The organism is Microcoleus sp. AT8-A3 (assembly GCF_036705675.1).
GTDB lineage: Bacteria > Cyanobacteriota > Cyanobacteriia > Cyanobacteriales > Microcoleaceae > Microcoleus.
Window position 1 is genome coordinate 1 of sequence record NZ_JAUBVD010000008.1, and the last position, 22,718, is coordinate 22,718.

Sequence of the window (22,718 nt, forward strand, 5' to 3'; positions counted from 1 at the left end):
ATACTCTAGCGCTTTCTGTTTTTCTCCCAATTCTGAGTAGACACTGCCGATGCTGGTGAGGGTGACAGCTTCCCCACCGCGATCGCCGGTTGCCTGAAATAAGGGAAGCGACTGGCTGTAATACTCTAGCGCTTTTTGTTTTTCTCCCAAACCTGAGTAGACAGTGGCGATATTGGTGAGGGTAACAGCTTCCCCACGGCGATCGCCTACTGCCCGTCTCAGGGGAAGCGACTGGCTGAAATACTCTAGCGCTTTCTGTTTTTCTCCCAATTCTGAGTAGACACTGCCGATGTTGTTGAGGGTGATAGCTTCCCCACCACGATCGCCTGTTGCCCGACTCAGGGGAAGCGACTGGCTGTAATACTCTAGCGCTTTTTGTTTTTCTCCCAAACCTGAGTAGACTAAGCCGATGTTGCTGAAGGTGACAGCTTCCCGGCGGCGATCGCCCGCTTCTCTATACAGCTTTAAGGCTTCTTCCAACTTGACGATCGTACCTCTTTTTGCTTCCGCTGTTCCTTGATTGTAGAGTTGTGCTGCTTCTTTTAAAGCTTTTTCAGCCGCCTCGCTACTGTTAGTTTGTGCTGTTTGTACGACTTTACCAACGGGCACGGCTGCTGCCACTGGCTGACTTAGCTGAAGCGAAAGCGCGATCGACATACCAGCCAAAAACCATTGAGTGCGATCGAACATAGCCACCCCTTTTGTATTTTTGTCAATTTTAGTCGCTAGGCTGCTTAGTGTTAAGGCAGGAAGAAGTCAGGGCGATCGGCATTTTTGCTAGAGTTAACGAGTAGTGCGATTCCCTGCGGGATCGCTACGCGGCGCGTACTGTTTCCCAGCATGAACAACATCCTAACTACCCCCGATCCCGTAACAACCCACTGGGATTGCCCCGAATGCGGCGGCACCGGTACCCTTAGCCCAGAAATTTGCCCTGTTTGTCTCGGAGCAAAATACATCGATCTCGCCACAATAACGAACTGGATGCTCGATTTTATGGAATCTCGCGGCTGCGATCGAGCTGAGATCGATCGATTGCGAACCGAAAACCCAGACCCGCTAACATTAACTTTTTGCCTCGAAGTTTGTATCGCCCTTAAATAAACAATTTACCAATTACCAATTACCAATATTCAGTGTCCCTTAACCGGATGTTGACCGTAAAAAGGCAAAGCATCCGACCAATCAGGACGACTTCCCATTTGCCACTCCAAATAAGCCAATTCCAACACGCTAGAAACCGACCAACCCAACTCGCTACCAACTTCAATCAACTGATAAGATTTTTCCCAACTTTCCAACTTTTCCTGCCAGGATTCCGCCGTCATCACAGTATCAGGAAACAACTCAGTTAAACCTGAATCTTTGTTAATTGAATAAACAGCGCCAAACAATTGTCCCCGCTGTGCAGGCATTTGCACCGCGATATCATCTCTCAAAAGCCCCCCCTTAGCAAGGGGGGGTTGGGGGGGTTCGGTATTCAAAAGCCCCCCCTTAGCAAGGGGGGATTCTGCACTCAAAAGCCCCCCCTTAGCAAGGGGGGGTTGGGGGGGTTCCGCCCAAGCCACAGCGGCCAAAGTTGAAACCGCAAAAACCGGAATATCCAACTGTTGAGCCAAAGTCCGCGCCGTCACCATACCCATCCGAGTCCCCGTGAAACCTCCGGGCCCCTTCGCCACTGCAATAAAAGCCAAATCCGCCCAAGTTTGCGGCCCAATAAACTCGACTAAATACTGATGCAAATGAGTCGCTAAATCCCGATCCAAATTCCAAGTTTTGCAGCGAGAATCCCCGGCAAAATTGCTGATGGCTAAACCGAGTTCCCGACTAGCTGTGTGCAGGGCTAAGCCGTATTTTTTAACTGATGTTCCGTCTTGGGGATTGCTATTCACGATTACTGATAATTTTCCTTAACAAAAAACAGAGGCAGAGCCACAACTAAGCAACCCAAAAGAATGCCAAATATTCCCGTATTTAAAATCCTAGAATTACCCATTCCTCCAGTCATCAAAAACAGCACTACTAAACTTGCAAATAAATTTTTATTGGCAAATTCTTTGTTTTGGGAAACTTGATGCTTCACCGTCATAAAACCCGACGTAACTATTAGCGCAAACCAAGAATTAAAAATGACTATTTGAGAGCCAAAGATAAACCAAACTAACGCAAACATTAGCGCATCTATCCAAAAATCCTGAGTTTTCAACTTCGGCAGCCAAAATTCTTGGGTAGTAACAGAGGCGATTTTCTTGAGTAATTGATTGTGTTGCAGCCGCAACAGTTTGTTTCTCAATTTAATCTTGGGATCGATTTGCAATATTTGCTTCCACTCCGGGCGGCGAGAATTGTTGACTCTTCCCAACAGCTTCACGGCTGTGACTTTATTTAACTCCAAATCGGTGAGTCTGGTGGCAATTATTTGAGATAAGTGCGGATAGTAAACGGGGTTGTCTTCGGTTCTGTTGATGACGATAGTGAGCTGTTGCTTGGCTTGACTGACTTGGATTGTAACATTGTAGGGGGCGAGATCCTCTTGCAAAGCTTGCTGAATTTCGGCTTGCTGTTGGCGAGTGAAAAGCGACACACCGGGCGCAGGTGTAACCACCCGTTCTGCGGGCGTTTCCGGCGCGTCTAGCACCGGCGGTGCGTCTAAATACACCGGTTTGGGGTTCAAGTGCCGGATGACTGCTGATGCTGAACTGTAGCGCCGATTGGTGGCACTTTGAAGCATTGTGTCGAGGATGCGGCCGAAATCATCGCTAACAGCAGTCTTCAAATAATTTCGCCAAGCCCAAGAATCCTCTGTGCTGTCGAACAAGTCGAAGGGAGGAATTTCAGTCAGCAAGTGAATGCAGGTAACGCCCAAACTGTAGATATCGCTGGCAAAAACTGCTTTCCCCATCAATTGTTCTGGGGCTGTATAAGCGGCACTGCCGATGATTGTACCTGTTTGCGGCAACCCGGTTGCTGTTACTTTCTTAGCTGCACCAAAGTCTACTAAAACAATATCTTTTTGGAAAGGAGAGGGCTGATAGGAATTTTCTAAGGCGGGTAAAGGAGTTGGAGTTAGTCGGCGGCGAATGATATTTTCGGGTTTGATATCGCGGTGAATAACTTTGGATTTGTGGACGAAGTGGAGCACTGGCAATAAATCGTTGAGGATTTGCCGAATTTGAGTTTCGGTGAATGCTCCTTTTTGTTCTAATTCTCTGGCTAGGTTTTTGCCGTCTATAAATTCTTGTACTAAATACTGTCTCCCGTCTTGTTCAAAATGCGCGATTAATTCGGGAATCTGGGGATGTTTTCCCAAGGTTTGTAGCTGGGCTGCTTCTTGGTGAAATAGTTGAGCGGCTTTTTCGGCTGCGGTATTTTGCTGCAAAAATTGCTTGATTACGCACTGCGAAAAAATCAGGGGTTTGGTTTCATCAACTGCTAGAAAGGTTCGGCCAAAGCCTCCTTGCCCGATCGGCTTTATGGTTCGGTAGCGAGATGCGGAGGGTGTTTCTGCGTCAATAGTCAACAACAATTTTGATCCACAACTTTTGCACAATTCTGCATCCCCTGGGTTTTGCGGATTCTGACAAGTTGGGTTTAAGCAATAGCACATTGGATTTTAGATTTTAGATTTTAGATTTTAGATTGGTAATTGAAAATGGGGAATTGGGCATCGGGCATTGCGAATTGGGAATTGGTTATTGGTTGTTATCGCCAACCACTCACAAAAAACCTATAAAAAACAACAAATAGCAACCAACAACCAACAAATAACTAATGACTACTGACTACTGACTAATGACTACTGACTAATGACTACTGACTAATGACTTCTTCCTTAAGTTGGTACGAGTTCGCCTGGCCGCAATGAGGCCCATTTGCCGGTCTCTTGCTTGAAACTCTGACACCCAACTACATCCCATTCCATTTCAATTTCGTCTTGGCGGGGGCGGATGTTGACGTTGATGGTGGGTTCTACGGGGTCGAAATCGGGTGTTTCGGTAAGGTGAAGCTGTTCGTGCTGTTCTTCTACGGCGTGGTAGGTGAAGCAGCGGTCTACATAGTGGCAGTTAATACAAATACACATTCTTGATATCCTCTGTGCATTTCAAAAAGATTGGTGAAATTTGAGCTTTCTGTTAATCTAGCGTAGCAAGAGTTTAATTGTTTGTAAGGAAAGTAGATTTTTGTTGCGATGCCGATTAATTTGCCCTCTTCATTATCTCCTGATTCTTGGCCGTTTGATTTGGAACTGCTGACACCGCCTGCTTATTTGGTGGGCGGTGCGGTGCGGGATGCGCTGCTGGGGAGGCGATCGCACTATTTTGATTTGGATTTCGTTATGCTAACACGGGCCGTGAAGACTGCTCAAAAAATTGCCGATCGCACGAAAGGTGGATTTGTCTTGTTGGATGCGGAACGGCAAATTGCGCGGGTTGTATTTGCGGGCGGTACGGTGGATTTGGCGCAGGCGGAAGGGGGGAGTCTGGAGGGGGATTTGCTGCGCCGGGATTTTCGGATAAATGCGATCGCCTGCAATCCTTTTACAGGAGAAATCATCGATCCTTTGGACGGTCAAACTGATTTGCGGTTGGGTGTGCTGCGGATGATTTCGCGGTCAAATTTGGAGGACGATCCGCTAAGGTTATTAAGAGCTTACCGCCAAGCGGCGCAGTTGGGTTTTGCGATCGAAGCTGAAACTCAATCGGCGATTCGGGAATTGGCGCCGCTGTTGAGTCGGGTAGCCGTGGAACGGGTGCGGACGGAATTAGGTTATTTGTTGAGCAATCCTGACGGTGTTCCTTGGATTTGTCGCGGTTGCGAAGATGGTTTGTTTTCGATTTGGTTTGAAAGTGCGATCGACCGTTTTGATATTTTGACAAAAATTGATGCGTCTGCTGACCAATTAGCGGCAATTTACCCGGAATTAGGGAAGGAATTCGGGCGTCAGATTCGAGATACGATTAAAACGCCGTTGTTGGCGGTTGCGAAGTTGGCTATTTTGGCAGATTCTGACCCGACAATTGCTGAAAGGCAGTTGCTGCGGTTGAAGTACAGCAATGCGGAGATTAAAAGTGCGATCGGGCTTTTGAAATACTTACCACAATTGCCAGCAAAACCTATCGCCCAAATGTCTTTGCGAGAACAGTATTTTTTGTTTCGGGATGTGGGAATAGTATTTCCGGTTTTAGCGGTTTTGGCGGTGGCGGCGGGCATTAAGGTAGATGAGATTTCACTGTTAATTAATCGCTATCTGGATGCTGATGATATTATTGCTCATGCCACACAATTAGTTAGCGGCAATGATTTAATGGAATATTTGAAATTGCCCAGAAGTCCGCGCATCGGTCAATTGTTGATGGACATTCAATTAGCGCGAGTGGAGGGGAGAATTGCGACTCGCGAAGATGCACTGAAATTGGCGGCAGAGTTGGTGAATCAGTAAGTTTAAATTGATATATTTCATAAATTAGAACGGGCAAGATGCCCGTTCCACAAAATTCAACTTTCCCGTGGGGTGGGCTTCTAGCCCGCCCTAAAAAGTTAGTTTACAATGCTAAAAAATCAGAATCTTAAACAACATCCCTTAATTCTTCCGGCAATTCAAACTTGCCATCTGCACCCGGTTCAAACTCAACAACTTTCAACACAGCATCAACATTCAGCGGCCCGTAAATGTGCGGGTAATTCTCACCCGCCGCCAATTCATACTTAAGTTCAGCTTGCACTTTGTCCGAGTCAATCCAAAGCAGCAGCAATCCTGTTTGTCCCACAAAAAATTTATTAGCAGATTTAAGAACTTGTGGCAGAGTCGAACAGTGGATAAATCCTTCAGTATCTAGCGTATCGCCGCGATAGGATTGAACTTGTTTTGCTTCTTCCCACTGTTGGCTGCGGGTGATGTGAAAAATAACGCTCATAGTTAGATAGGTTTTAGGTTTAATTGACAATTGGCAGCAAAATTTGAGAGGGACAATTCCCGCCACAACTTACTGTCAGCGTGATAATTTTAGCATCGATCGCCCGCGCTTCACCGTCCGGCGCGCCCGTTCCCGGATTCACGTCGTAAGCGGGAAAGCAAGCCGCACTCAAACTCAGACGCAACGCATTACCTTTGGCAATTTGCATACAAGTTGCTTGCAGTACAATTCTTACAGGTGTTTCACCTGAATTTACCCGGACGTAACCTTGAGTAAAATTGTAGACGTTGCCGCTATCTTTGACCTCAGAAAGTATCGCACACAAATCAAAACTCGGCGCATCTGCGGTACAAAATACTTCGACAATTATATCTCCAGATAAGTGCAAATCTGCTGTTAGCGGTGCCGAAGTGTATGTTAACACATCGGTGCGGCAGTCAATAGTCGATCGCTCGATCGCACCGGCAGGAAATGCAGCGTGACCTCCCAAGGATGGCACCGGTCGCCAAGGGTCATGTACGAATATATCATCAGTGCAAACATCCGCGCAACTATCTGTTAAAATACCAGCATCTTCTCTCATCGCGGCAAGTCCGGTACTTGCTAAAAAATAAGATTTATGATTATTATTAGGCCATTTATCAAATTTCCGCCAATCATTCCTCCCCATCTCAAATAGTGAAATTTGCCACTCGTCTAATATTCCTGTATCAACTCCTTTGAGGAATTGATCGAACCAGCGAATTTGCAACTCATCCACAGGATTTGAAGCTGCCAAACCATAATCCAACTCTCCCACTTTTCGCCCCCAAGGTAAATGCGCCCAAGGGCCAATTATCAAATGCTGCGGACAGGAACTCCGGCTCGCCATTTCCTTGTAAATATGGATTGTTCCTCGCAAATAATTATCAAACCAACCGCCAACGTGCAGCATTGGCAAGTCTAAATCTTTGATGTTTGGCGATAACTTTTCCCAATACTCGCTCGGTCGATAATTATCCAACCAATCATGATAATATGAGTCGGGTGCGAGATTTTTAATAATGTCAGGACGCGCGGGCACGGTATCGTATAGCGGGAGATTTCTCGAAGCTGCATAAAAGGCTTGATAGGCAGAAATATCGGCTTTTAAGCGAGCGGTTTCTGCGGCTAGCTGAATTGCCCAGCCGAGATTTGATTGCAGGCAAAATGCGCCGCCTTCATAGGCCCAATCTGCGTATAAATTGCCGCCTACCATTGCCGGACAAATTGTGATTAATGCGCTTGGTTTAGCAGCCGCCGCGTAGAGTTGAGTCATGCCTTGGTAGGAAAAACCGTACATTCCGACTTTGCCGTTACTTCCCGGCAAATTAGCTGCCCAATTGACGCTATCAAAACCGTCTTGTGTTTCGCTAACAAAGGGGTTAAATTTGCCTTCGGAAGTGCCGCGTCCCCGCACGTCTTGGATGACAACGATGTAGCCGTGTTTGGCGTACCATGCGGGATGGGAATATACTACTGTAGAGGCGATCGCCCTTCCGTAAGGTTGCCGCATTAATAATACTGGAAATTCGCCCTCCGCATCGGGGCGGTAGATGTCAGCATCTAAACGAACCCCATCTTTAGTTAGCATTGACGCTGTTTCTTTCGGACGAAGTTTCAGCATAAATCCTACAAAACATCAAATAAAAAAGTTCTGATAAAGGACTGAGATCCTTACTACAAACCTGATAATTGTTCGTAGGGACACGGCACTGCCCATTGGTGTCCAATTAACGTACAACCCATATTCCGGCAGGGGTTGAAACCCCTGCCTCAAAGCTAAAGTCCTCTAAAGAGGACTAAGAAAAACACTTTTCAACTCATTAGTCCTCTTTAGAGGACTTTAGCTATTAGACAGGGACTTCAGTCCCTGGCGGAATGGCGGGTGCGCGGGAGGACTGGCGGACTGATAGCTTAAGTTGACACGCTTTGGGCAATGCCGTGTCCTGTATTTCATCCAATTAAAAACTGCTATACTACAAACCTAGCAGGATACGAGTACATCCGATCGCCCAAGAACTCTCATATCTTCCTCATCGAGTTCGACTGGTGTACCGCTGCGAATTAGTTCCACAAAATCTTCATTCGGCACCATAATGCACAAAGTGTACAAACGTTCACTCCCCGTATTCTCAATTACGTGAGTCCCCGTTGGAGGCACTAACAAACTATCTCCCGGTTGAATACTAACTGTTTTGCCGTCGCAGGTTGCTTGCCCGGTTCCTTTGAGTACAAAAAACATTTCTACTGCGAATTGATGGCGGTTGGGAGGAGTTTTGCCGCCCGCATCGAAAATCTCCACGCAAACTGTTAATGAAACATTAGCTATTACCGGATCGAAGACGATCGCTAATCTATTAGTATCGCCCGGACTGATGCGAAATGCTTGGTAGTCTTTCGGAGACTTTATAACAGGAATCACGCACTGGTTTGTCATTTTTTTGTGCTTAATTGTTAATTATCGTAGGGGCGGTGCCCCCGTGCCCGCCCAGCCCCGTGCCCCCCCAGCCCCGTACCCGCCTACTCAGTTTCTTAATCAAGAGGGGCAACCACGGGGGGATTGCCCCTACACTCATTCTAGGAATCATTGCTGACTACTATTTAATTGCTTCTAACATAGCCTGAGAATCCGACAAAAAACCAAAACATTGCTTAACGTTATACAGAGTAGCTTGCCAGCAATACTCTGGAGATGTCGTAGCTGTACAATCTTTGACTAAAATACAGTCGTAACCGAGGAAATTAGCATCTTGCAGGGTAGCCATGACGCACTGATCGGCGTTTACTCCTCCAAAGAAAAGTGTAGTTCTGCCGAGGTTCCGCAAGATACTATCTAAAGGAGTATCCCAAAAGCCACTCATCCGATATTTATCAACACAAATATCCTCCGGTTTGGGTTTTAATTCATCGACAACCTGCGCCGCCCAACTCCCTGCCATCAGTACAGGTGCGTTGTTTTTTGGCAGCGGATCTCCCAAACCTACGCCGGATCCTGTGGGATTGTAAACGTGACGGGAAGCTGCACTAATATTGAGCAAATCGGGGCGGTTTCCCCAGTTTATCCAAATAATTGGTACTGCGTGCGATCGCAATTTTGGCAGCAAATTTTTTAAAGGATTAATTGGAGTTCGGGCGGGCGTTACATCTACGCCAATATGTGCTAGCCAACCGTCGGGATGACAGAAATCGTTTTGCATATCTATCACCAACATCGCTGCTTTTGCTAAGTCTAAACGCAGGGTTTTAGTTTCTGTTTCCAGGGTAACAGGTGCAGGCGCGATCGGCGATCGAGTGATATCGGCAATTTTGGCATCAACTTTCCAAGCATTCGGCGGTACGCCCAAGGTGCGGAGAGAATCAGGATTCATATTGATTTTGACTCAAAAACAATTTCAATCTTATAACTATTTGATTGTCACTAACTTGTCATATCTTAAATCTTGGTTATAATTAAGTATCCGGGGTAACTTTTTGAGAAAGTTTAGGATTTATTAACTTTATTCTCGTTGGGCGATCGCCAATGTTAGCGCCAGGGAATCATACAATAAAAATCAATGTAAATTTACAAAAAGGGTAAATCTATGAGCTTGACAATTCAAAATACTTTAATTCCGGTTGATAGCGGTTATGAAACCGCAGATGTGCAAGTGGTGGATAATTGCATAAGTGCGATCGCGCCCAATAACTCCACCTCTAATTCCCCCCCTTACCAAGGGGGGGATAGGGGGGGTAAAACAGTTATTAACGGCAAAAATAAGCTGCTGCTGCCCGGTTTTGTCAACGCGCACACTCACTCTTCAGAAATGTGGCAACGAGGCATCATTCCGCCTTTGCCCCTAGAGTTGTGGATTGCCGAATTATACGATTTTACACCTCTCGATCCCGAACAAGTTTATTTGAGCGCCTTGGGAACTGCGGTAGAAACATTGCTGTCGGGCGGTACAAGCGTAGTCGATCATTTAGTTTTGATTCCGGGGCAAGAATTAGAGACGATCGCCGCCGCAGTTCGCGCTTATCAAGAAATCGGTATCCGCGCTTTTATCGGGCCGTTAATTCAAGATGAATCCCTGACGGCGGGAATGCCTGCGGGCGATAGCGGTATCGAACACGCGGCTTACATTCGATCGACTAAGGCCACTTTGGAATTAATGGAAACAGCCATAAAACAGTTTCACAATCCCGAAAAAGGTGTTAATATATTATTGGCGCCGACGGGAATTCAACTGTGTTCCGATGCTTTGTTTGAAGGCTGCATCGATTTGAGCGATCGCTACAATCTTTGTCGGCACGCCCACCTATTAGAAACTTCCGCTCAAAAACAGTTAGCTTACGAAAAATACGGCTGTAGCGCTGTCGAACACCTGCAAAGAATTGGTTATTTGAGTCCCAGAACTTCCTTAGCGCACTGCGTTTGGCTGGACGATTCCGACATTGCGATTATGGCAAAAACTGGAGCAACAGTCGTACACAATCCCCTCAGCAATTTGCGGCTAGGAAGCGGGATTGCACCGATTTTGAAATACCGTCAAGCGGGAGTCAACGTATCTTTTGGCTGCGACGGCGCTGCTAGCAATGACTCTCAAGATTTGCTGGAAGCGATTAAAATTGGTTCGAGTTTGCACAATATCACTGATTTGGATTACCGCCAATGGATTACACCGCGCCAGTCTGTAGAAATGGCATCGATGGGAGGAGCAAAAGGCTTGAATCTCGCCGATGAAATGGGTTCGCTGACAGTCGGTAAAAAAGCAGATTTTGTGCTGTATGATTTAACCAGTTTATCATTGCTGCCGCGCACCGATCCGATTGGCTTGCTAATATTGGGACGCCCGACTAATGCGGTAGACAGCGTTTGGGTAAACGGCAAGCAAATTGTCGCCGAAGGTAAGGTGAAAACGATCGATGTTGGTGCTTTGAGGCGGGAATTATTCGATCGCAGCGAGTGGAATAGCAAACGTCAATCGCAAACGGTGAGCGAGATTGAAGCGCACTATCGGCAAGTGATGAAACTGCAAGGTTATTCTTAGTAGGGTAAAACTGAGATGTTGCACCATTGTCAGCAACAGGCTTTCCGGCCTGTTCCACAAAAGATAAATTTTCTTGTGGAACAGGCATCTTACCTGTTCATAAAAGGATTATTGAGAATGGTGCAAGATGTGAGGTAAAACTGAGATATTGCATCATTTTGAATAAGCTTTTTAAGGGCCGGCGAGGAGCAACGGCCCACAAGAAAAAAATTCACTCTTGTGGAACAGGCCGGAAAGCCTGTTGCTGAGAATGGTGCTCTTGAGTGAGGTAAAATAGAACTCTCACAATAATCATATTTGCGACAAATTGATGATTAAACTGCACAAATGGCAGCGGATACTGGCTTTAATAGTTGTTTTTACGATCGCCCTTACCTCCTCCGCGATTTTATCTCCGCGTCTTTTGGCTCAAACCCCGCCCAAAGCCCCAACAACCGAATTGCGCGGCGTCTGGCTGACGAACATTGACAGCGACGTTATTTTCTCCCGCAACAACATCATTGACGCTGTAAATCGACTGGATCAACTCAATTTTAATACCATCTATCCCACGGTGTGGCAAGGAGGCTATACGCTTTATCCCAGCGATGCAGCCCAACGAGTATTCGGACAGTCGATCGACCCCTCGCCCGGATTGAAAGACCGAGACATCCTCAAAGAAATTATAGCACAATCCCGCCAAAAAGGTATAGCAGTAATCCCCTGGTTTGAGTTTGGTTTCATGGCTCCCGCCGAATCGGAATTAGCCACACTTCACCCCGACTGGCTGGCGCAGCGGCGCGACGGTTCAACTATTTGGAAAGAAGGCAAACACGATCGAGTTTGGCTGAATCCCTTTCATCCCGAAGTCCAGCAATTCATCTCAGATTTAATTCTAGAAATTGTCGATAATTATGATATAGATGGCATTCAATTTGACGACCATTTCGGCTTGCCCGTAGAATTTGGCTACGAGCCGTTAACCGTGTCAATGTATCAGCAACAAATCAAAAGTCCTCCCTCCAACGACCCCCGCGAAACCTTCTGGGTGCGCTGGCGCGCTGACAAAATCAACGACTTCGTGGGACGAGTTTCCCGCGACATCAAATCCCGCAAAGAAAAATGTATTGTCAGCTTATCTCCCAACCCTTTTCACTTTTCTTTACCCGCCCACTTGCAGGACTGGTTTACCTGGGAAAGACGCGGCTACATCGACGAAATTGTGTTGCAGGTTTATCGCAGCGATATCAAGCGTTTTAGTGCCGAACTGGAACGGGAAGAAGTTAAACTGGCTAAACTTAATATTCCAACTGCGATCGGCATTTTAACAGGTCTTAAAAATAATTCTGTTCCCCTCAAACAAATTCAAGAACAAGTGCAAGAAGTGCGAAAAAGAGATTTCGCTGGCGTGTCGTTCTTTTTCTACGAAAGTTTGTCGAATTGGGCGAAGGAAACCCCGGAACAGCGCAATTCTGCCTTGCAAGAATTCTTTCCCACAAAGATGCAGCGCCCGCCCTCAGAAGCCAGAATTTGAAACCCACGGTTAAAATGAGAAAAAGCATACAGCGCTTAGGAATTGTCATCTTATCTTTAAGCGCTTTCCTAACAATTGGCTATCTCACTCCCACAAAGTGGGGAAATTACTCGCAAGCAGATTGCACCATGTCTCTATACGTTTCCAGCCAAGGCATTCACACCGAAATCATTGTTCCAGTTAAAAATAAATATTTTGACTGGAATCAATTTTTACCGCTAATAGAAATAGGGCGGGAGGCGAATTCTGATTATAAATATTTGTCTTTTGGCTGGGGAGATCGAGCTTTTATGTTGGAAACTCCCACATCAGCAAGTATCAACCCAGTTACAGCTTTCAAAGCTCTATTTCTCCCTACTCCGTCTACCCTACACGTTCAAACTTATCGGGTTTTCCCCCAAAGTATAGAAACCAAATGTGTGAAAATTAGCGGCAAAAATTATCTTAAACTGGTAAAAGTTATTAAAAATTCATTCCAATTAGACGCAGCCGGTAATAAAATTAAAATTAGCTACGGCTACGACAACAGCGATAGTTTTTATGAAGCAAAAGGCAGTTACTCTATTTGTAAAACTTGCAATGACTGGACGGCAGAAGCTTTGGAAAAAGCCGATGTCAATACTCCTTTATGGTCAACGCTTTCTTCGGCGATTATGTTTCATTTAAATAGCGGCTGCGAATGTCAAAGATAAATGGTATTAACGAATGGTAATAATGTTTTACTTTAGCTTATAAAGTTTATAATGAATGATTATGTATGGGTGGGATGTTAAAGTTGCATTGTGTTTTTTAACTGGTATAATTAGCAATTTGAGCAAAAATCATGAATGTAATTCCAGCGATCGACTTATTGGATGGAAAATGCGTCAGATTGTATCAGGGAGACTACGCGAAGTCTCAAACTTTTAACGACAACCCCGTCGAAGTCGCGAGACAGTGGGTAAGTGAAGGCGCGACAATGCTGCATTTAGTAGACCTCGACGGCGCTAAAGCCGGTCATCCAGTCAACCAAGCAGCCATTGAAGCGATCGTCCGATCAGTAGACGTTCCTTGTCAAGTAGGTGGCGGAATGCGCGATCGCGCCTCGGTTGCTGGTATCCTCAATTTAGGCGTCCGCCGCGTCATTCTCGGCACTGTCGCCGTCGAACAACCCCAATTAGTCGGCGAATTGTCCGCCGAATTTCCCGATCGAATTCTGGTCGGCATCGACGCCAGAAATGGTAAAGTTGCTACTAGAGGCTGGCTAGAAACTTCGGAAGTTTTAGCGACAGAATTGGCGCAAAAAATGGCCGAGTTAGGGGCGGCTGAAATTATTTACACCGACATTCACCGTGACGGTACTATGGAAGGGCCGAATTTGGACTCTTTACGCGAAATTGCTAACGCTATTTCGATTCCGGTGATTGCTTCCGGTGGCGTTAGTTCGATCGCCGATTTATTGAGTTTGCTGGCTTTGGAACCAATTGGTGTCAAAAGTGCGATCGTCGGTAGGGCAATTTATACCGGCGATATCTTGCTAAAAGAAGCAATTCAAGCAGTCGGACAAGGGCGGTGGCAGGATGTACCCCCAGATTTGGGTTCTTCAAGCTTTGCTTGATAATCATGTCGAGTTAACTGGCTACCCAATATGTAACAGTTATCAATTTTCCGACTCACAGTCAACAGTCAGCGTAGAATCGTATTTCTTACCATCATCGTAACCATGTTTTTGAACCATACAATTACAGCTTTAAGTTCTGGTATGGCATCCCTAGTTGCTCCCATACCTTTGTTAGCAACAGTCGAAGCCGAAAATTCGCCGATCGTTCTGAGCGGAGTTTTGCTCAGTTTGGTAGTGATTTATCTCGCCAGTAAATTAGGCGCGGAAGCGGCTAAAAAGTTCGATTTGCCACCGGTTTTGGGTGAACTTGTAGCAGGGGTAATTGTTGGCGTATCTGCTTTACACCTGGTCATTTTTCCCGAAGCAGGGCTGTCAGCCTCAGACTCAGGGATTATGACAGTTGTGCAATCGATTAATCATCTGTCTCCTGCCGCCCTCACCAGTGTGTTTGAATCGCAGAGTGAAGTCATTTCAGTGCTGGCTGAAATAGGCGTGATTATTCTGCTGTTTGAAATTGGCTTAGAGTCGGATATCAGACAACTCAAAGAAGTGGGGGTTCAAGCCGTCGTTGTCGCCTGTGCCGGCGTGGCAGTTCCCTTTGCCGCTGGTACTGCGGGCTTGATGATAATTTTCCACACGGCGGCGATTCCGGCGATTTTTGCGGGGGCTGCTTTGACGGCAACCAGCATCGGAATTACCTCCAAAGTTTTGTCGGAATTAGGACAACTCAAATCTAAAGAAGGTCAAATCATTGTTGGTGCAGCGGTGATTGATGATGTGCTAGGAATTATTGTCCTGGCTGTTGTCGCCAGTTTAGCGAAAACCGGTGAAATTGATGTTGTTAATGTCATCTATTTGATTGTCAGTGCAACTGCGTTTCTGTTGGGTTCTATTCTGTTGGGCGGCATCTTCAACAAAAGCTTCACTGCGGTGGTGGAGAAACTCAAAACTCGCGGCAATATAGTCATCCCGGCATTTGTCTTTGCTTTCTTCATGGCTTTTCTGGGCAACGCAATTCATCTCGAAGCGATTTTGGGTGCGTTTGCGGCTGGTTTGGTGTTGGATGAAAGCGATGCCCGCAACGAGTTGGATGAACTGGTGAAGCCGATCGCGGATTTGCTGGTTCCCATCTTTTTTGTAACCGTGGGAGCTCGCGCGGATTTGGGGGTTTTGAACCCAACAGTGCCGGATAATCGGGCTGGCCTTTTGATTGCCGTATTTTTGATTGTGGTTGCGATTTTGGGCAAGCTGATTACTGGTTGGGTGGTGTTTGGTCTGCCGGGAATCAATCGATTGGCGATCGGAGTGGGGATGATTCCTCGGGGCGAAGTCGGGTTAGTTTTTGCTGGCATCGGTTCCGCGAGTGGGATTTTGGATAAACCGTTAGAAGTCTCGATTATTATCATGGTGATTCTGACGACATTTTTAGCGCCGCCTTTTCTGCGGGTTGCCTTTGGCGATACAGTAGAGCCTCCTGCTAGTGGCGAACTTTCTAGCGAGAAAATCGTTTGATTACCGGGTGATATTAAGTCGGTTTTGAGGTGGTTGGGGGCGATCTGCTGGTATTGAATCACTTGGCGGCGATCGTCTCCCTTGCTACTCATTCGCCTCCTGGTTCAAACGGGGTGACAACCACTTCAGAGAATGCGATCGCAGTTATTTACCCACGAATGCTACAGCACCGCTTTGTAACACAGGAATTTCAATGCGGAACTCTGCTCCTTGATGGGGTTGAGAGAAACACTGGAGTAAGCCACCATGCTTATCAACTACAATTTGATAGCTGATGGATAGTCCTAATCCAGTTCCTTTACCAATTGGTTGGGTGGTAAAAAAGGGATTGAACACCTGTTGTCTAACAGTTTCCGTCATCCCTGGCCCATTGTCTTGAACTTGAATCACCACGTTTTTAGAACAATTGGGCCCAGTTTCCTTTGTGACTAGCTTCGTCCGAATAGTGATGCGACTGGGATTTGTTTGGATGTCTTTTCGAGAACGCTGATTGTCGTAGTTTTCTAAAGCATCGATCGCATTTGCCAGAAGATTCATAAAGACCTGGTTCAACTGTCCGGCATAGCACTCTACCAGAGGTAAGTCGCCGTAATCTTTAACAATTTCAATAGCAGGATGATCCGGTTTCGCCTTCAGTCGATTTTGCAAAATCATCAATGTGCTGTCAATTCCCTCGTGGATATCAACTGGCTTCATTTCTGCCTCATCCAGCCGCGAGAAGTTTCGTAGCGACAGGACAATTTCACGAATGCGATCGGCTCCTACCTTCATTGAAGTCAGGATTTTGGGTAAATCTTCACTAATGAAGTCCAGCTCGAACTCTTCAATTTTTTCCTGAATTTCGGTATTAGTTGGATAGGTTTGCTGGTAAAGCTGAATCAACTTTAGTAAATTTTGCGTATAGTCCGCAGTATGGCTCAGGTTGCCATAGATAAAGTTGACTGGATTATTAATTTCGTGAGCAACACCAGCAACAAGTTGCCCCAAACCAGACATTTTCTCTGCCTGAATAAGCTGTGCCTGAGTTTGCTGTAAGGTTTTGAGTGCAACCTCAGCTTCCTCTTTTGCTTGCCTTAACGCAGCTTCGGCTTGCTTGCGCTCAGTAACATCCAGTGCCAAGGATGCAACTCCAAGAATCTCTCCACCATCCCCTACTAAAGGCGTATTGAACCATTCGCAAATAATGGTTTTGCCGTCTTTCGTAAGATTTTCGTTGACGCTGTAGCGTCCTCCGGTCTCAATCAACAGCTCGTTCATAACTCGATCGACAGTCTTTCTGGTCGGCGCAGGCACAATTAATTCTGGGGGATGGTGTCCGATCGCCTCTTTCGCCGTGTAACCAAAAATCTTCTCGGCCGCTGGATTCCAGGCAGTGATTTTTAAGTTTAAATCCCATTCCACAACTGCCAGTGAAGTTTGGCAGAATAAAAAAGATAGCCGCTGCTCCGACGCTTTGAGTTCTTCTTCTGCCTGTTTCCGTTGAGTAATGTCAATCCCTGTTTTGATGATGTACTCAATTTCACCTCGATCATCGACTAAAGCAGTATCTGACCAGGCAATAAGTCTAAGTTGTTGATCTTTACTCACCCAACTGCCTTCATACTGCAGCGGAAAATTACCAGCTTTTAAAGACTCAAAAGTAGTTTTGGCTTGTCTAGCTAAGTCTGAGTTCGGGAACAAGTCCCAAAAGTAGCGCCCCTTCACTTCACTAAACGAGTAATGAGTCATTTGTTCGCAAGCTCGGTTAAAGCGAACGATTTGTCCCTGCGGGTCGAGCACAACTACCAGGGCACCTGCAATTTCAAGAATGGCTGAAACAAAATTGCGTTCCACTTCAACTGCTGTAATCAGTTCCTCTAACTGAGTTGCCATATTGTTAAAGGCGATCGCCAATGTCCCCAATTCGTTTTGGCTGTCGATGTTGACCCGCGTCTCTAATTCCCCCGCACTGAGTTCAGTAGCTGCCGTGGTTAAGCGCTGTAGCGGCACCACAATTTGCCGAATAAATAGATACCCAATGCCAACAGCGACGATCGTCACCAGCGTCAATGAGCCTCCCATAATTGAGAGCATTTGGTAAACGGGAGCATAGGCCTCAGCCGTTGGCAGTTCTACAACCACCGTCCAATTCACGCTCCGAACTAAGGTACTGGCTCCCAATACTTCTACCTGCTTTAGACCCAGATAAACATTAAGGTGCTTAGTATCTTCCGATGCTTTCAAAAATTGAAAAAAGGGACGCTTAGAAATATCTTGAAGCTGAAACGTTTCTGGCTTACTACCCTTTTGAGCAATGAGAAAATTACGCTCATCAACTACATAGACATAACCCGTCTTGCCAACCTCCGTTTGGGAAACAATAAACCAGAGAAAGTTGAGATTTATCTCTGCTAATAGCACCCCATCCACCTCATCTCGATCATTCCGAATCGGAACCGCCATAATTGTTGTTAGTTGGTTGGTTTGAGGATTAATTTCTACAGGACTGACATAATCTTCCTGCTGTTTGAAGGCACGAATAAACAGTGGCGAATTGGCTGGATTTTCTAATTGAAGCGGTTTATAGGGTGAAACTGACGCAACAAATTGTCCCTTCCTATTCAAAATGGCAACGGCTTCATAAGCATCATTATGACGAATCAACCCTTCCAACAGGCTCTGCTGCACTTGAGATTGAAAGTTGGTGAGTCCTTTGACCCTAGCTAAATAGCTCAGTTTTCGTTTCAAGTCATCTAGATAATTATCAATCTGCCCTCCTGCTGTCTGGCTACGCGCTTGTTGGAGCGATCGCGATTGCTGGATCTGGGCCTGAAAGCTGAGGTAGATCAGCAAGCCACCTGTGGGCAGTAAGCTCAGGAGAACCAAAAATATCAAACCATAGCGGAGCTGATGTGCAATAGAAAAGAAGCGTTGCCAGAGATGTGAAGGGGAGCTTTTGGCAATCGGCAGAGCGCGATCGTTGCGTTGATTTTGCATCGGACTTAAGGATCAATATTGGTAAATCAATTAATGCGCGCACTAAGGAGACACATCAATTTGGCCAGTCGTCACAGCTTCTCGGATGGTCTTGAAAGTGTCCTCTTCCTGAGACGTGAGACTACCACGGAAAGGGGCAAAGTCGTAGATCTTTTCCTTGAGCCCAAACTTGTAAAGTTTTCCTTCCCAGCGACCTTGCTGGGTTAACACTGCCACATTTAGCACCAGATTGGGAATGTCCTGCAGAACGCTAGTGAGGACTTTGCCGGGAGCCACTTCATACTGATCCTTTGTCCTACCAATCACAAAGACTCCTGGCTTTTGCGAAACGGCTATTAGGGCGGCTAACCCTGCCTCACCCGCGTTGAAAGTCAAAACATCTACTCCAGAGGCAACCATATCCGTGGCAATTTTGGTGGCTTTTTCCGTATCAACCCAAGAATCGAGAAAAGCAGTCGAGGCTTGAACAGAGGGATTCGTGGCTTTCACTCCCCGCCTAAACAATGCTTCTTCTTCTTGGTAAACGGGATAAGGTTCACCCACAATATAGCCAACTTTATTGCTTTTGGTCTTCATCGCAGCCAAAGCGCCTGTGAGGTATCCCACCTCACCCGATCGAAAAGCAACAGCCCCTAAATTTCTGTTATTCCCTGGATGCGTTGTAATCAGGGCAAATTTCGTGCGTGGAAATTCTTTAGCGAGCTTTTCGGCAGTTGTGGAATAGGCACCACTGGCGGCAATTATCAGGTCATAGCCGGACTGGGCATATTTGCGAATGATAGGTTCACTATTTTCACCGTCAATACTGTCAGTAATGTCTACCTCAGCATTAAATTTATTTTTGATTAGATTCAATCCTTCAAAGCAAGCTTGATCCCAACTTTGGTTGTCTTTGGCGCCTGTGGTGAGCATGGCCACTCTAAAGCTGCTAGAGGTGCTGGCTTCAGGGGCAGAGTCTAGGTTCGGAGTCGATCGACTGCAACTGATCGCAAAAACCAGAGCTAGAGCCGCCAGAGTCATGTGTTTCAAGAGAGATTGAATCAGCATAATAGCTTTTCGCAGCAAGGTTACTTTTTCTACGCCGATAAATTTGTTGAAGGCTATCTCAACCATCTTCAAAACTCTTACTGTAGCTGGGATTTAATGACTCTGACAGATTCAGCGTAAGCTGTCCCGCCTTTAAATTGTATATTCAGGGCGGGCAGGACGCTAGGGCCCCTACTCCCCACAAGACTTTATTTTTTTTTGACATACAATTTAAATGCTGCAACAGTTTAACACTCATTTAAGCTCAAAAACAAGTAAGGACACGGCACTGCCGTGTCCTTACAACTCTAACCTGCAATTAACCGAATTTGTTTGCTCTTACTTAACAAACAGCATTTCTTGATAAGTAGGCAGAGGCCACAAATCATCAGCCACTTCACCTTCCAGGGCATCCGCATACTGGCGAACCTCATCCATCAAAGGACGAATTGTTTGCGAAGCATATTGCATATGGTCTTCTGTCGAAGCAAAATCGTGCTTGCTCAAAGCCGCGCTCAATTTGCTCGTAGTATCCATCATGGACTTAACTAGCACCGCTACTTTTTCGGCACTTTCCTTTTCCATTTCAATTCCAATCTCTTTCAATTTAGAAATCGTGCCGGAAAGTTCAGCTAAATACCTCAAAGCTGCGGGGTAAACAATGGTTTTTGCGATGCTGATTACCAGTTTTGCTTCGACTTCAATTGCCAGCAAATACTGCTCAGCATAAACATCGTAACGGCTTTCCAATTCAACGGGAGTCAGAACACCTGTCTTTTCAAACAAGTCTTCAATGTATCCTTCCTTCAACACGGGTAAAGCATCTGCCGTAGTCCGCAAGTTAGCTAAACCCCGTTCCTCAACGGCCATTTTGTGCCATTCTTCGGAATAGCCGTCGCCACCAAATACAACCGCACCGTGCTCGTCCATCACTTCTTTGAGAATGGTTTGGATGGCAGCATTCAGTTCAGTTCCCTTAGCCAAATCGCTTTCTAATTTGTTAGCAATCCAGTCCAAAGAATCTGCAAGAATTGTATTCATCGCCACCAGCGGCCCGGAAACAGACTGACCGGAACCTACGGCCCGGAATTCAAACCGGTTTCCAGTAAAAGCAAAGGGCGAAGTCCGGTTTCTGTCTCCAGCATCCTTCATGAAAGTAGGCAATGTTTCTACACCTAAGTTCATAATTCCCCGACCTTTAGAGTCCTTAACTTCTCCCCGGCTAATTTGCCCGAAGATATCTTCTAATTGCGAACCCAAATAGACAGAGATAATTGCTGGTGGAGCCTCATTTGCACCCAATCGGTGGTCGTTGCTGGCAGTAGCAACTACCGCGCGCAATAGCGGCCCGTATTTGTGAACTCCGCGAATCACAGCGCCGCAGAACACTAAAAATTGTATGTTCGAGTGCGGTGTATCGCCTGGGTCTAATAAGTTGCCTTGGGTGGCATTCCCTACCGACCAGTTGACGTGTTTGCCGGAACCGTTAATGCCGGCGAAAGGCTTCTCGTGCAGCAAACACATAAAACCGTGTTTCTTCGCAGTGTTGCGGAGAATTGTCATGGTTAATTGTTGGTGGTCGCTGGCGACGTTTGCCGCTTCAAAAACTGGTGCAATTTCAAACTGACCGGGAGCTACTTCGTTGTGGCGGGTTTTGGCAGGAATTCCCAGCCGGTACATTCTTTCTTCTACTTCCTGCATGAAGACTTGAACGCGCTCTGGAATCGCTCCAAAATAGTGGTCGTCAAATTGCTGACCTTTGGCAGGAGGTTTGCCAAACAGGGTGCGACCTGCTAGCAGTAAATCGGGGCGGTTGTTGGTGAAATTGGCATCTACCAGGAAGTATTCTTGTTCGGAACCGCAACTGGAATTTACCGGAGCAACTTCGGTATTGCCTAATAGCTTTAACACTCGAGTTGCTGCTTTGTTCATGGCGGCAATGGAACGCAAAAGCGGCGTTTTCTTGTCTAAGGCTTCACCTGTCCAGGAGATGAAAACAGTAGGAATGCACAATGTCATGCCGTTGTCTGTTTCCATGACATAAGCAGGGCTGGTGACATCCCAGGCTGTATATCCGCGAGCGGCCGCAGTCGAGCGAATGCCGCCGTTGGGGAATGAGGAGCCATCGGGTTCGCCTTGTACGAGAACTTTGCCTGCAAATTCTGAGATGACGGAACCGTCGCCTTGCACTGAGATGAAACCGTCGTGCTTTTCGGCGGTGCCGTTGGTTAGCGGGTAGAATACGTGGGCGTAGTAGAGGGCGCCTTTGGAAATAGCCCAATCTTTCATTGCTACTGCAACTACATCAGCTACGGAAGCATCGAGTTTTTGGCCGGTTTGAACGGTGTTTTTTACTGATTTGAAAATGCTTTTGGGCAGACTTTCTTGCATCTTGCTCAGAGTAAAAACGTCTGTTGCCCACATATCTTCTAGCCGCTTGGGAGGCCGACTAGGCATCAGTTTGCGGTTGACGATTTGAGAAATTGCTTGAACGCGCGATTCGTTTCCACTCATGGTTATTTTTATTGGTATTGCGGGACGAGTAGTTGAGAAAAAATAGATGTTAGCAAAAGTCTAACGATTGACGAATATGTTGGATTTACCTAAGATTTTGCACCATTCTCAATAACGGGCAAGATGCCCGTTCCACAAGAGATCAATTTTCTCGCTTCACAGGCCGTCCAGCCTGTTCATAAAAGGCTAATTGAGAATGGTGCAACATATGAGATTTACCCAACATTTTTTGTCAAAGCTAACTTTTGCGAGAATGCCTTTTTTGGCAGGCTCTACAAGATTGGATGAGCGAGGCGCAATCACTTCGCCGTCCACCGGGCGTGAGAATCCAGTGTGAGATGCGGTTGGATTTCGGTTATTAGCAAGAAGATAGATGGCAAGAGCCTGTACAAACTTGAGTCAACATTATAGATGTCTGCACTGCACAAATTTAGTAATTAATCTTTACCCTGGTCAGCTCAAAAATTTTGTGCGAATCAATTCCGATGAATTCAGGTCAAAACTACTTATGGTTTTTAACGGTTCGACGATCGATAAATCGCAGTCCAGCAAACAACGCACTCGTTTAGGAGTTTTGGAGAATTATGGAGAGTACACAATCTACACTTGGAGAG

At 46.2% G+C, this 22,718-nt stretch carries 18 protein-coding genes; 7 read left to right on the forward strand and 11 right to left on the reverse strand.

Translation table 11 applies throughout. From position 1 onward, the window contains the following. The coding region (locus tag QUB51_RS06600; protein WP_333392991.1) for a tetratricopeptide repeat protein at window positions 1-690 on the reverse strand (690 nt) is incomplete at its 3' end. A gap of 84 nt (window positions 691-774) precedes the next feature. Between QUB51_RS06600 and QUB51_RS06605 the strand changes: the two genes are divergently transcribed. Beyond that, window positions 775-1,104, forward strand: coding sequence for a hypothetical protein (locus tag QUB51_RS06605; RefSeq protein WP_333055536.1), 330 nt, complete (start codon window positions 775-777; stop codon window positions 1,102-1,104). Between the two features lie 29 nt (window positions 1,105-1,133). On the opposite strand, the gene tsaB is transcribed toward QUB51_RS06605, so the two are convergent. The 3 genes from tsaB to QUB51_RS06620 all read right to left on the reverse strand — a co-directional run bounded on the left by tsaB (window position 1,134) and on the right by QUB51_RS06620 (window position 4,081). Next, a complete protein-coding gene (tsaB, locus tag QUB51_RS06610) occupies window positions 1,134-1,892 on the reverse strand; it encodes a tRNA (adenosine(37)-N6)-threonylcarbamoyltransferase complex dimerization subunit type 1 TsaB (protein ID WP_333208061.1) in 759 nt (252 codons plus the stop codon). Between the two features lie 2 nt (window positions 1,893-1,894). Then, window positions 1,895-3,607, reverse strand: a complete 1,713-nt coding sequence (locus tag QUB51_RS06615) for a serine/threonine-protein kinase (RefSeq protein WP_333259345.1) — start codon at window positions 3,605-3,607, stop codon at window positions 1,895-1,897. Between the two features lie 225 nt (window positions 3,608-3,832). Then, window positions 3,833-4,081 (reverse strand): Ycf34 family protein, encoded by a 249-nt coding sequence (locus QUB51_RS06620; protein ID WP_333055539.1) that lies wholly within the window; start codon window positions 4,079-4,081, stop codon window positions 3,833-3,835. Between the two features lie 108 nt (window positions 4,082-4,189). On the opposite strand from QUB51_RS06620, the gene QUB51_RS06625 reads away from it, so the two are divergent. Next, window positions 4,190-5,440, forward strand: a complete 1,251-nt coding sequence (locus QUB51_RS06625) for a CCA tRNA nucleotidyltransferase (protein WP_333259348.1) — start codon at window positions 4,190-4,192, stop codon at window positions 5,438-5,440. Between the two features lie 127 nt (window positions 5,441-5,567). Here QUB51_RS06625 and QUB51_RS06630 read toward each other — a convergent pair whose 3' ends face one another. From QUB51_RS06630 to QUB51_RS06645, 4 genes are all read right to left on the reverse strand, one after another. Next, entirely contained in the window at window positions 5,568-5,915 is a 348-nt protein-coding gene (locus tag QUB51_RS06630) for a DUF952 domain-containing protein (protein ID WP_333055541.1), read from the reverse strand. A 19-nt stretch (window positions 5,916-5,934) separates the two neighbouring features. Beyond that, complete coding sequence (locus QUB51_RS06635; RefSeq protein ID WP_333259352.1) at window positions 5,935-7,560, reverse strand: CocE/NonD family hydrolase; 1,626 nt, start codon at window positions 7,558-7,560, stop codon at window positions 5,935-5,937. Window positions 7,561-7,920: 360 nt separating this feature from the next. Then, on the reverse strand, window positions 7,921-8,373 hold the full coding sequence (locus QUB51_RS06640) for a cupin domain-containing protein (protein WP_333055543.1): 453 nt from the start codon (window positions 8,371-8,373) through the stop codon (window positions 7,921-7,923). A gap of 160 nt (window positions 8,374-8,533) precedes the next feature. Next, window positions 8,534-9,304, reverse strand: a complete 771-nt coding sequence (locus QUB51_RS06645; RefSeq protein ID WP_333055544.1) for a cysteine hydrolase family protein — start codon at window positions 9,302-9,304, stop codon at window positions 8,534-8,536. Between the two features lie 213 nt (window positions 9,305-9,517). On the opposite strand from QUB51_RS06645, the gene QUB51_RS06650 reads away from it, so the two are divergent. The 5 genes from QUB51_RS06650 to QUB51_RS06670 all read left to right on the forward strand — a co-directional run bounded on the left by QUB51_RS06650 (window position 9,518) and on the right by QUB51_RS06670 (window position 15,588). Next, window positions 9,518-10,963, forward strand: a complete 1,446-nt coding sequence (locus QUB51_RS06650) for an amidohydrolase (RefSeq protein ID WP_333259355.1) — start codon at window positions 9,518-9,520, stop codon at window positions 10,961-10,963. Window positions 10,964-11,273: 310 nt separating this feature from the next. Beyond that, window positions 11,274-12,476 carry a glycoside hydrolase family 10 protein gene (locus QUB51_RS06655; protein ID WP_333055546.1) on the forward strand — a complete coding sequence of 401 codons (1,203 nt, stop codon included), beginning with the start codon at window positions 11,274-11,276 and terminating at the stop codon, window positions 12,474-12,476. A gap of 14 nt (window positions 12,477-12,490) precedes the next feature. Continuing rightward, a complete protein-coding gene (locus tag QUB51_RS06660) occupies window positions 12,491-13,168 on the forward strand; it encodes a TIGR02117 family protein (protein WP_333259359.1) in 678 nt (225 codons plus the stop codon). Window positions 13,169-13,299: 131 nt separating this feature from the next. Next, the gene (hisA, locus tag QUB51_RS06665) at window positions 13,300-14,073 is read left to right on the forward strand and encodes a 1-(5-phosphoribosyl)-5-[(5-phosphoribosylamino)methylideneamino]imidazole-4-carboxamide isomerase (RefSeq protein ID WP_333055548.1); all 774 of its coding nucleotides are present in this window, start codon (window positions 13,300-13,302) and stop codon (window positions 14,071-14,073) included. A 144-nt stretch (window positions 14,074-14,217) separates the two neighbouring features. Then, complete coding sequence (locus tag QUB51_RS06670) at window positions 14,218-15,588, forward strand: cation:proton antiporter (protein ID WP_333055549.1); 1,371 nt, start codon at window positions 14,218-14,220, stop codon at window positions 15,586-15,588. Window positions 15,589-15,732: 144 nt separating this feature from the next. On the opposite strand, the gene QUB51_RS06675 is transcribed toward QUB51_RS06670, so the two are convergent. The 3 genes from QUB51_RS06675 to QUB51_RS06685 form a co-directional block, all read right to left on the reverse strand. After that, on the reverse strand, window positions 15,733-18,564 hold the full coding sequence (locus tag QUB51_RS06675) for a PAS domain S-box protein (protein WP_333055550.1): 2,832 nt from the start codon (window positions 18,562-18,564) through the stop codon (window positions 15,733-15,735). A gap of 42 nt (window positions 18,565-18,606) precedes the next feature. Continuing rightward, window positions 18,607-19,677, reverse strand: coding sequence for a BMP family protein (locus tag QUB51_RS06680; RefSeq protein WP_333055551.1), 1,071 nt, complete (start codon window positions 19,675-19,677; stop codon window positions 18,607-18,609). A gap of 252 nt (window positions 19,678-19,929) precedes the next feature. Further along, window positions 19,930-22,104, reverse strand: coding sequence for a glutamine synthetase III (locus tag QUB51_RS06685; protein ID WP_333231102.1), 2,175 nt, complete (start codon window positions 22,102-22,104; stop codon window positions 19,930-19,932). Between the last annotated feature and the right edge of the window lie 614 nt (window positions 22,105-22,718).

Coding starts and splice junctions, on each gene's coding strand:
- QUB51_RS06615 (WP_333259345.1), bottom strand. CDS start 3,607: ATGTGCTATTGCTTAAACCCAACTTGTCAGAATCCGCAAAACCCAGGG.
- QUB51_RS06620 (WP_333055539.1), bottom strand. CDS start 4,081: ATGTGTATTTGTATTAACTGCCACTATGTAGACCGCTGCTTCACCTAC.
- QUB51_RS06625 (WP_333259348.1), top strand. CDS start 4,190: ATGCCGATTAATTTGCCCTCTTCATTATCTCCTGATTCTTGGCCGTTT.
- QUB51_RS06630 (WP_333055541.1), bottom strand. CDS start 5,915: ATGAGCGTTATTTTTCACATCACCCGCAGCCAACAGTGGGAAGAAGCA.
- QUB51_RS06635 (WP_333259352.1), bottom strand. CDS start 7,560: ATGCTGAAACTTCGTCCGAAAGAAACAGCGTCAATGCTAACTAAAGAT.
- QUB51_RS06640 (WP_333055543.1), bottom strand. CDS start 8,373: ATGACAAACCAGTGCGTGATTCCTGTTATAAAGTCTCCGAAAGACTAC.
- QUB51_RS06645 (WP_333055544.1), bottom strand. CDS start 9,304: ATGAATCCTGATTCTCTCCGCACCTTGGGCGTACCGCCGAATGCTTGG.
- QUB51_RS06650 (WP_333259355.1), top strand. CDS start 9,518: ATGAGCTTGACAATTCAAAATACTTTAATTCCGGTTGATAGCGGTTAT.
- QUB51_RS06655 (WP_333055546.1), top strand. CDS start 11,274: ATGATTAAACTGCACAAATGGCAGCGGATACTGGCTTTAATAGTTGTT.
- QUB51_RS06660 (WP_333259359.1), top strand. CDS start 12,491: ATGAGAAAAAGCATACAGCGCTTAGGAATTGTCATCTTATCTTTAAGC.
- hisA (WP_333055548.1), top strand. CDS start 13,300: ATGAATGTAATTCCAGCGATCGACTTATTGGATGGAAAATGCGTCAGA.
- QUB51_RS06670 (WP_333055549.1), top strand. CDS start 14,218: ATGGCATCCCTAGTTGCTCCCATACCTTTGTTAGCAACAGTCGAAGCC.
- QUB51_RS06675 (WP_333055550.1), bottom strand. CDS start 18,564: ATGCAAAATCAACGCAACGATCGCGCTCTGCCGATTGCCAAAAGCTCC.
- QUB51_RS06680 (WP_333055551.1), bottom strand. CDS start 19,677: ATGGTTGAGATAGCCTTCAACAAATTTATCGGCGTAGAAAAAGTAACC.
- QUB51_RS06685 (WP_333231102.1), bottom strand. CDS start 22,104: ATGAGTGGAAACGAATCGCGCGTTCAAGCAATTTCTCAAATCGTCAAC.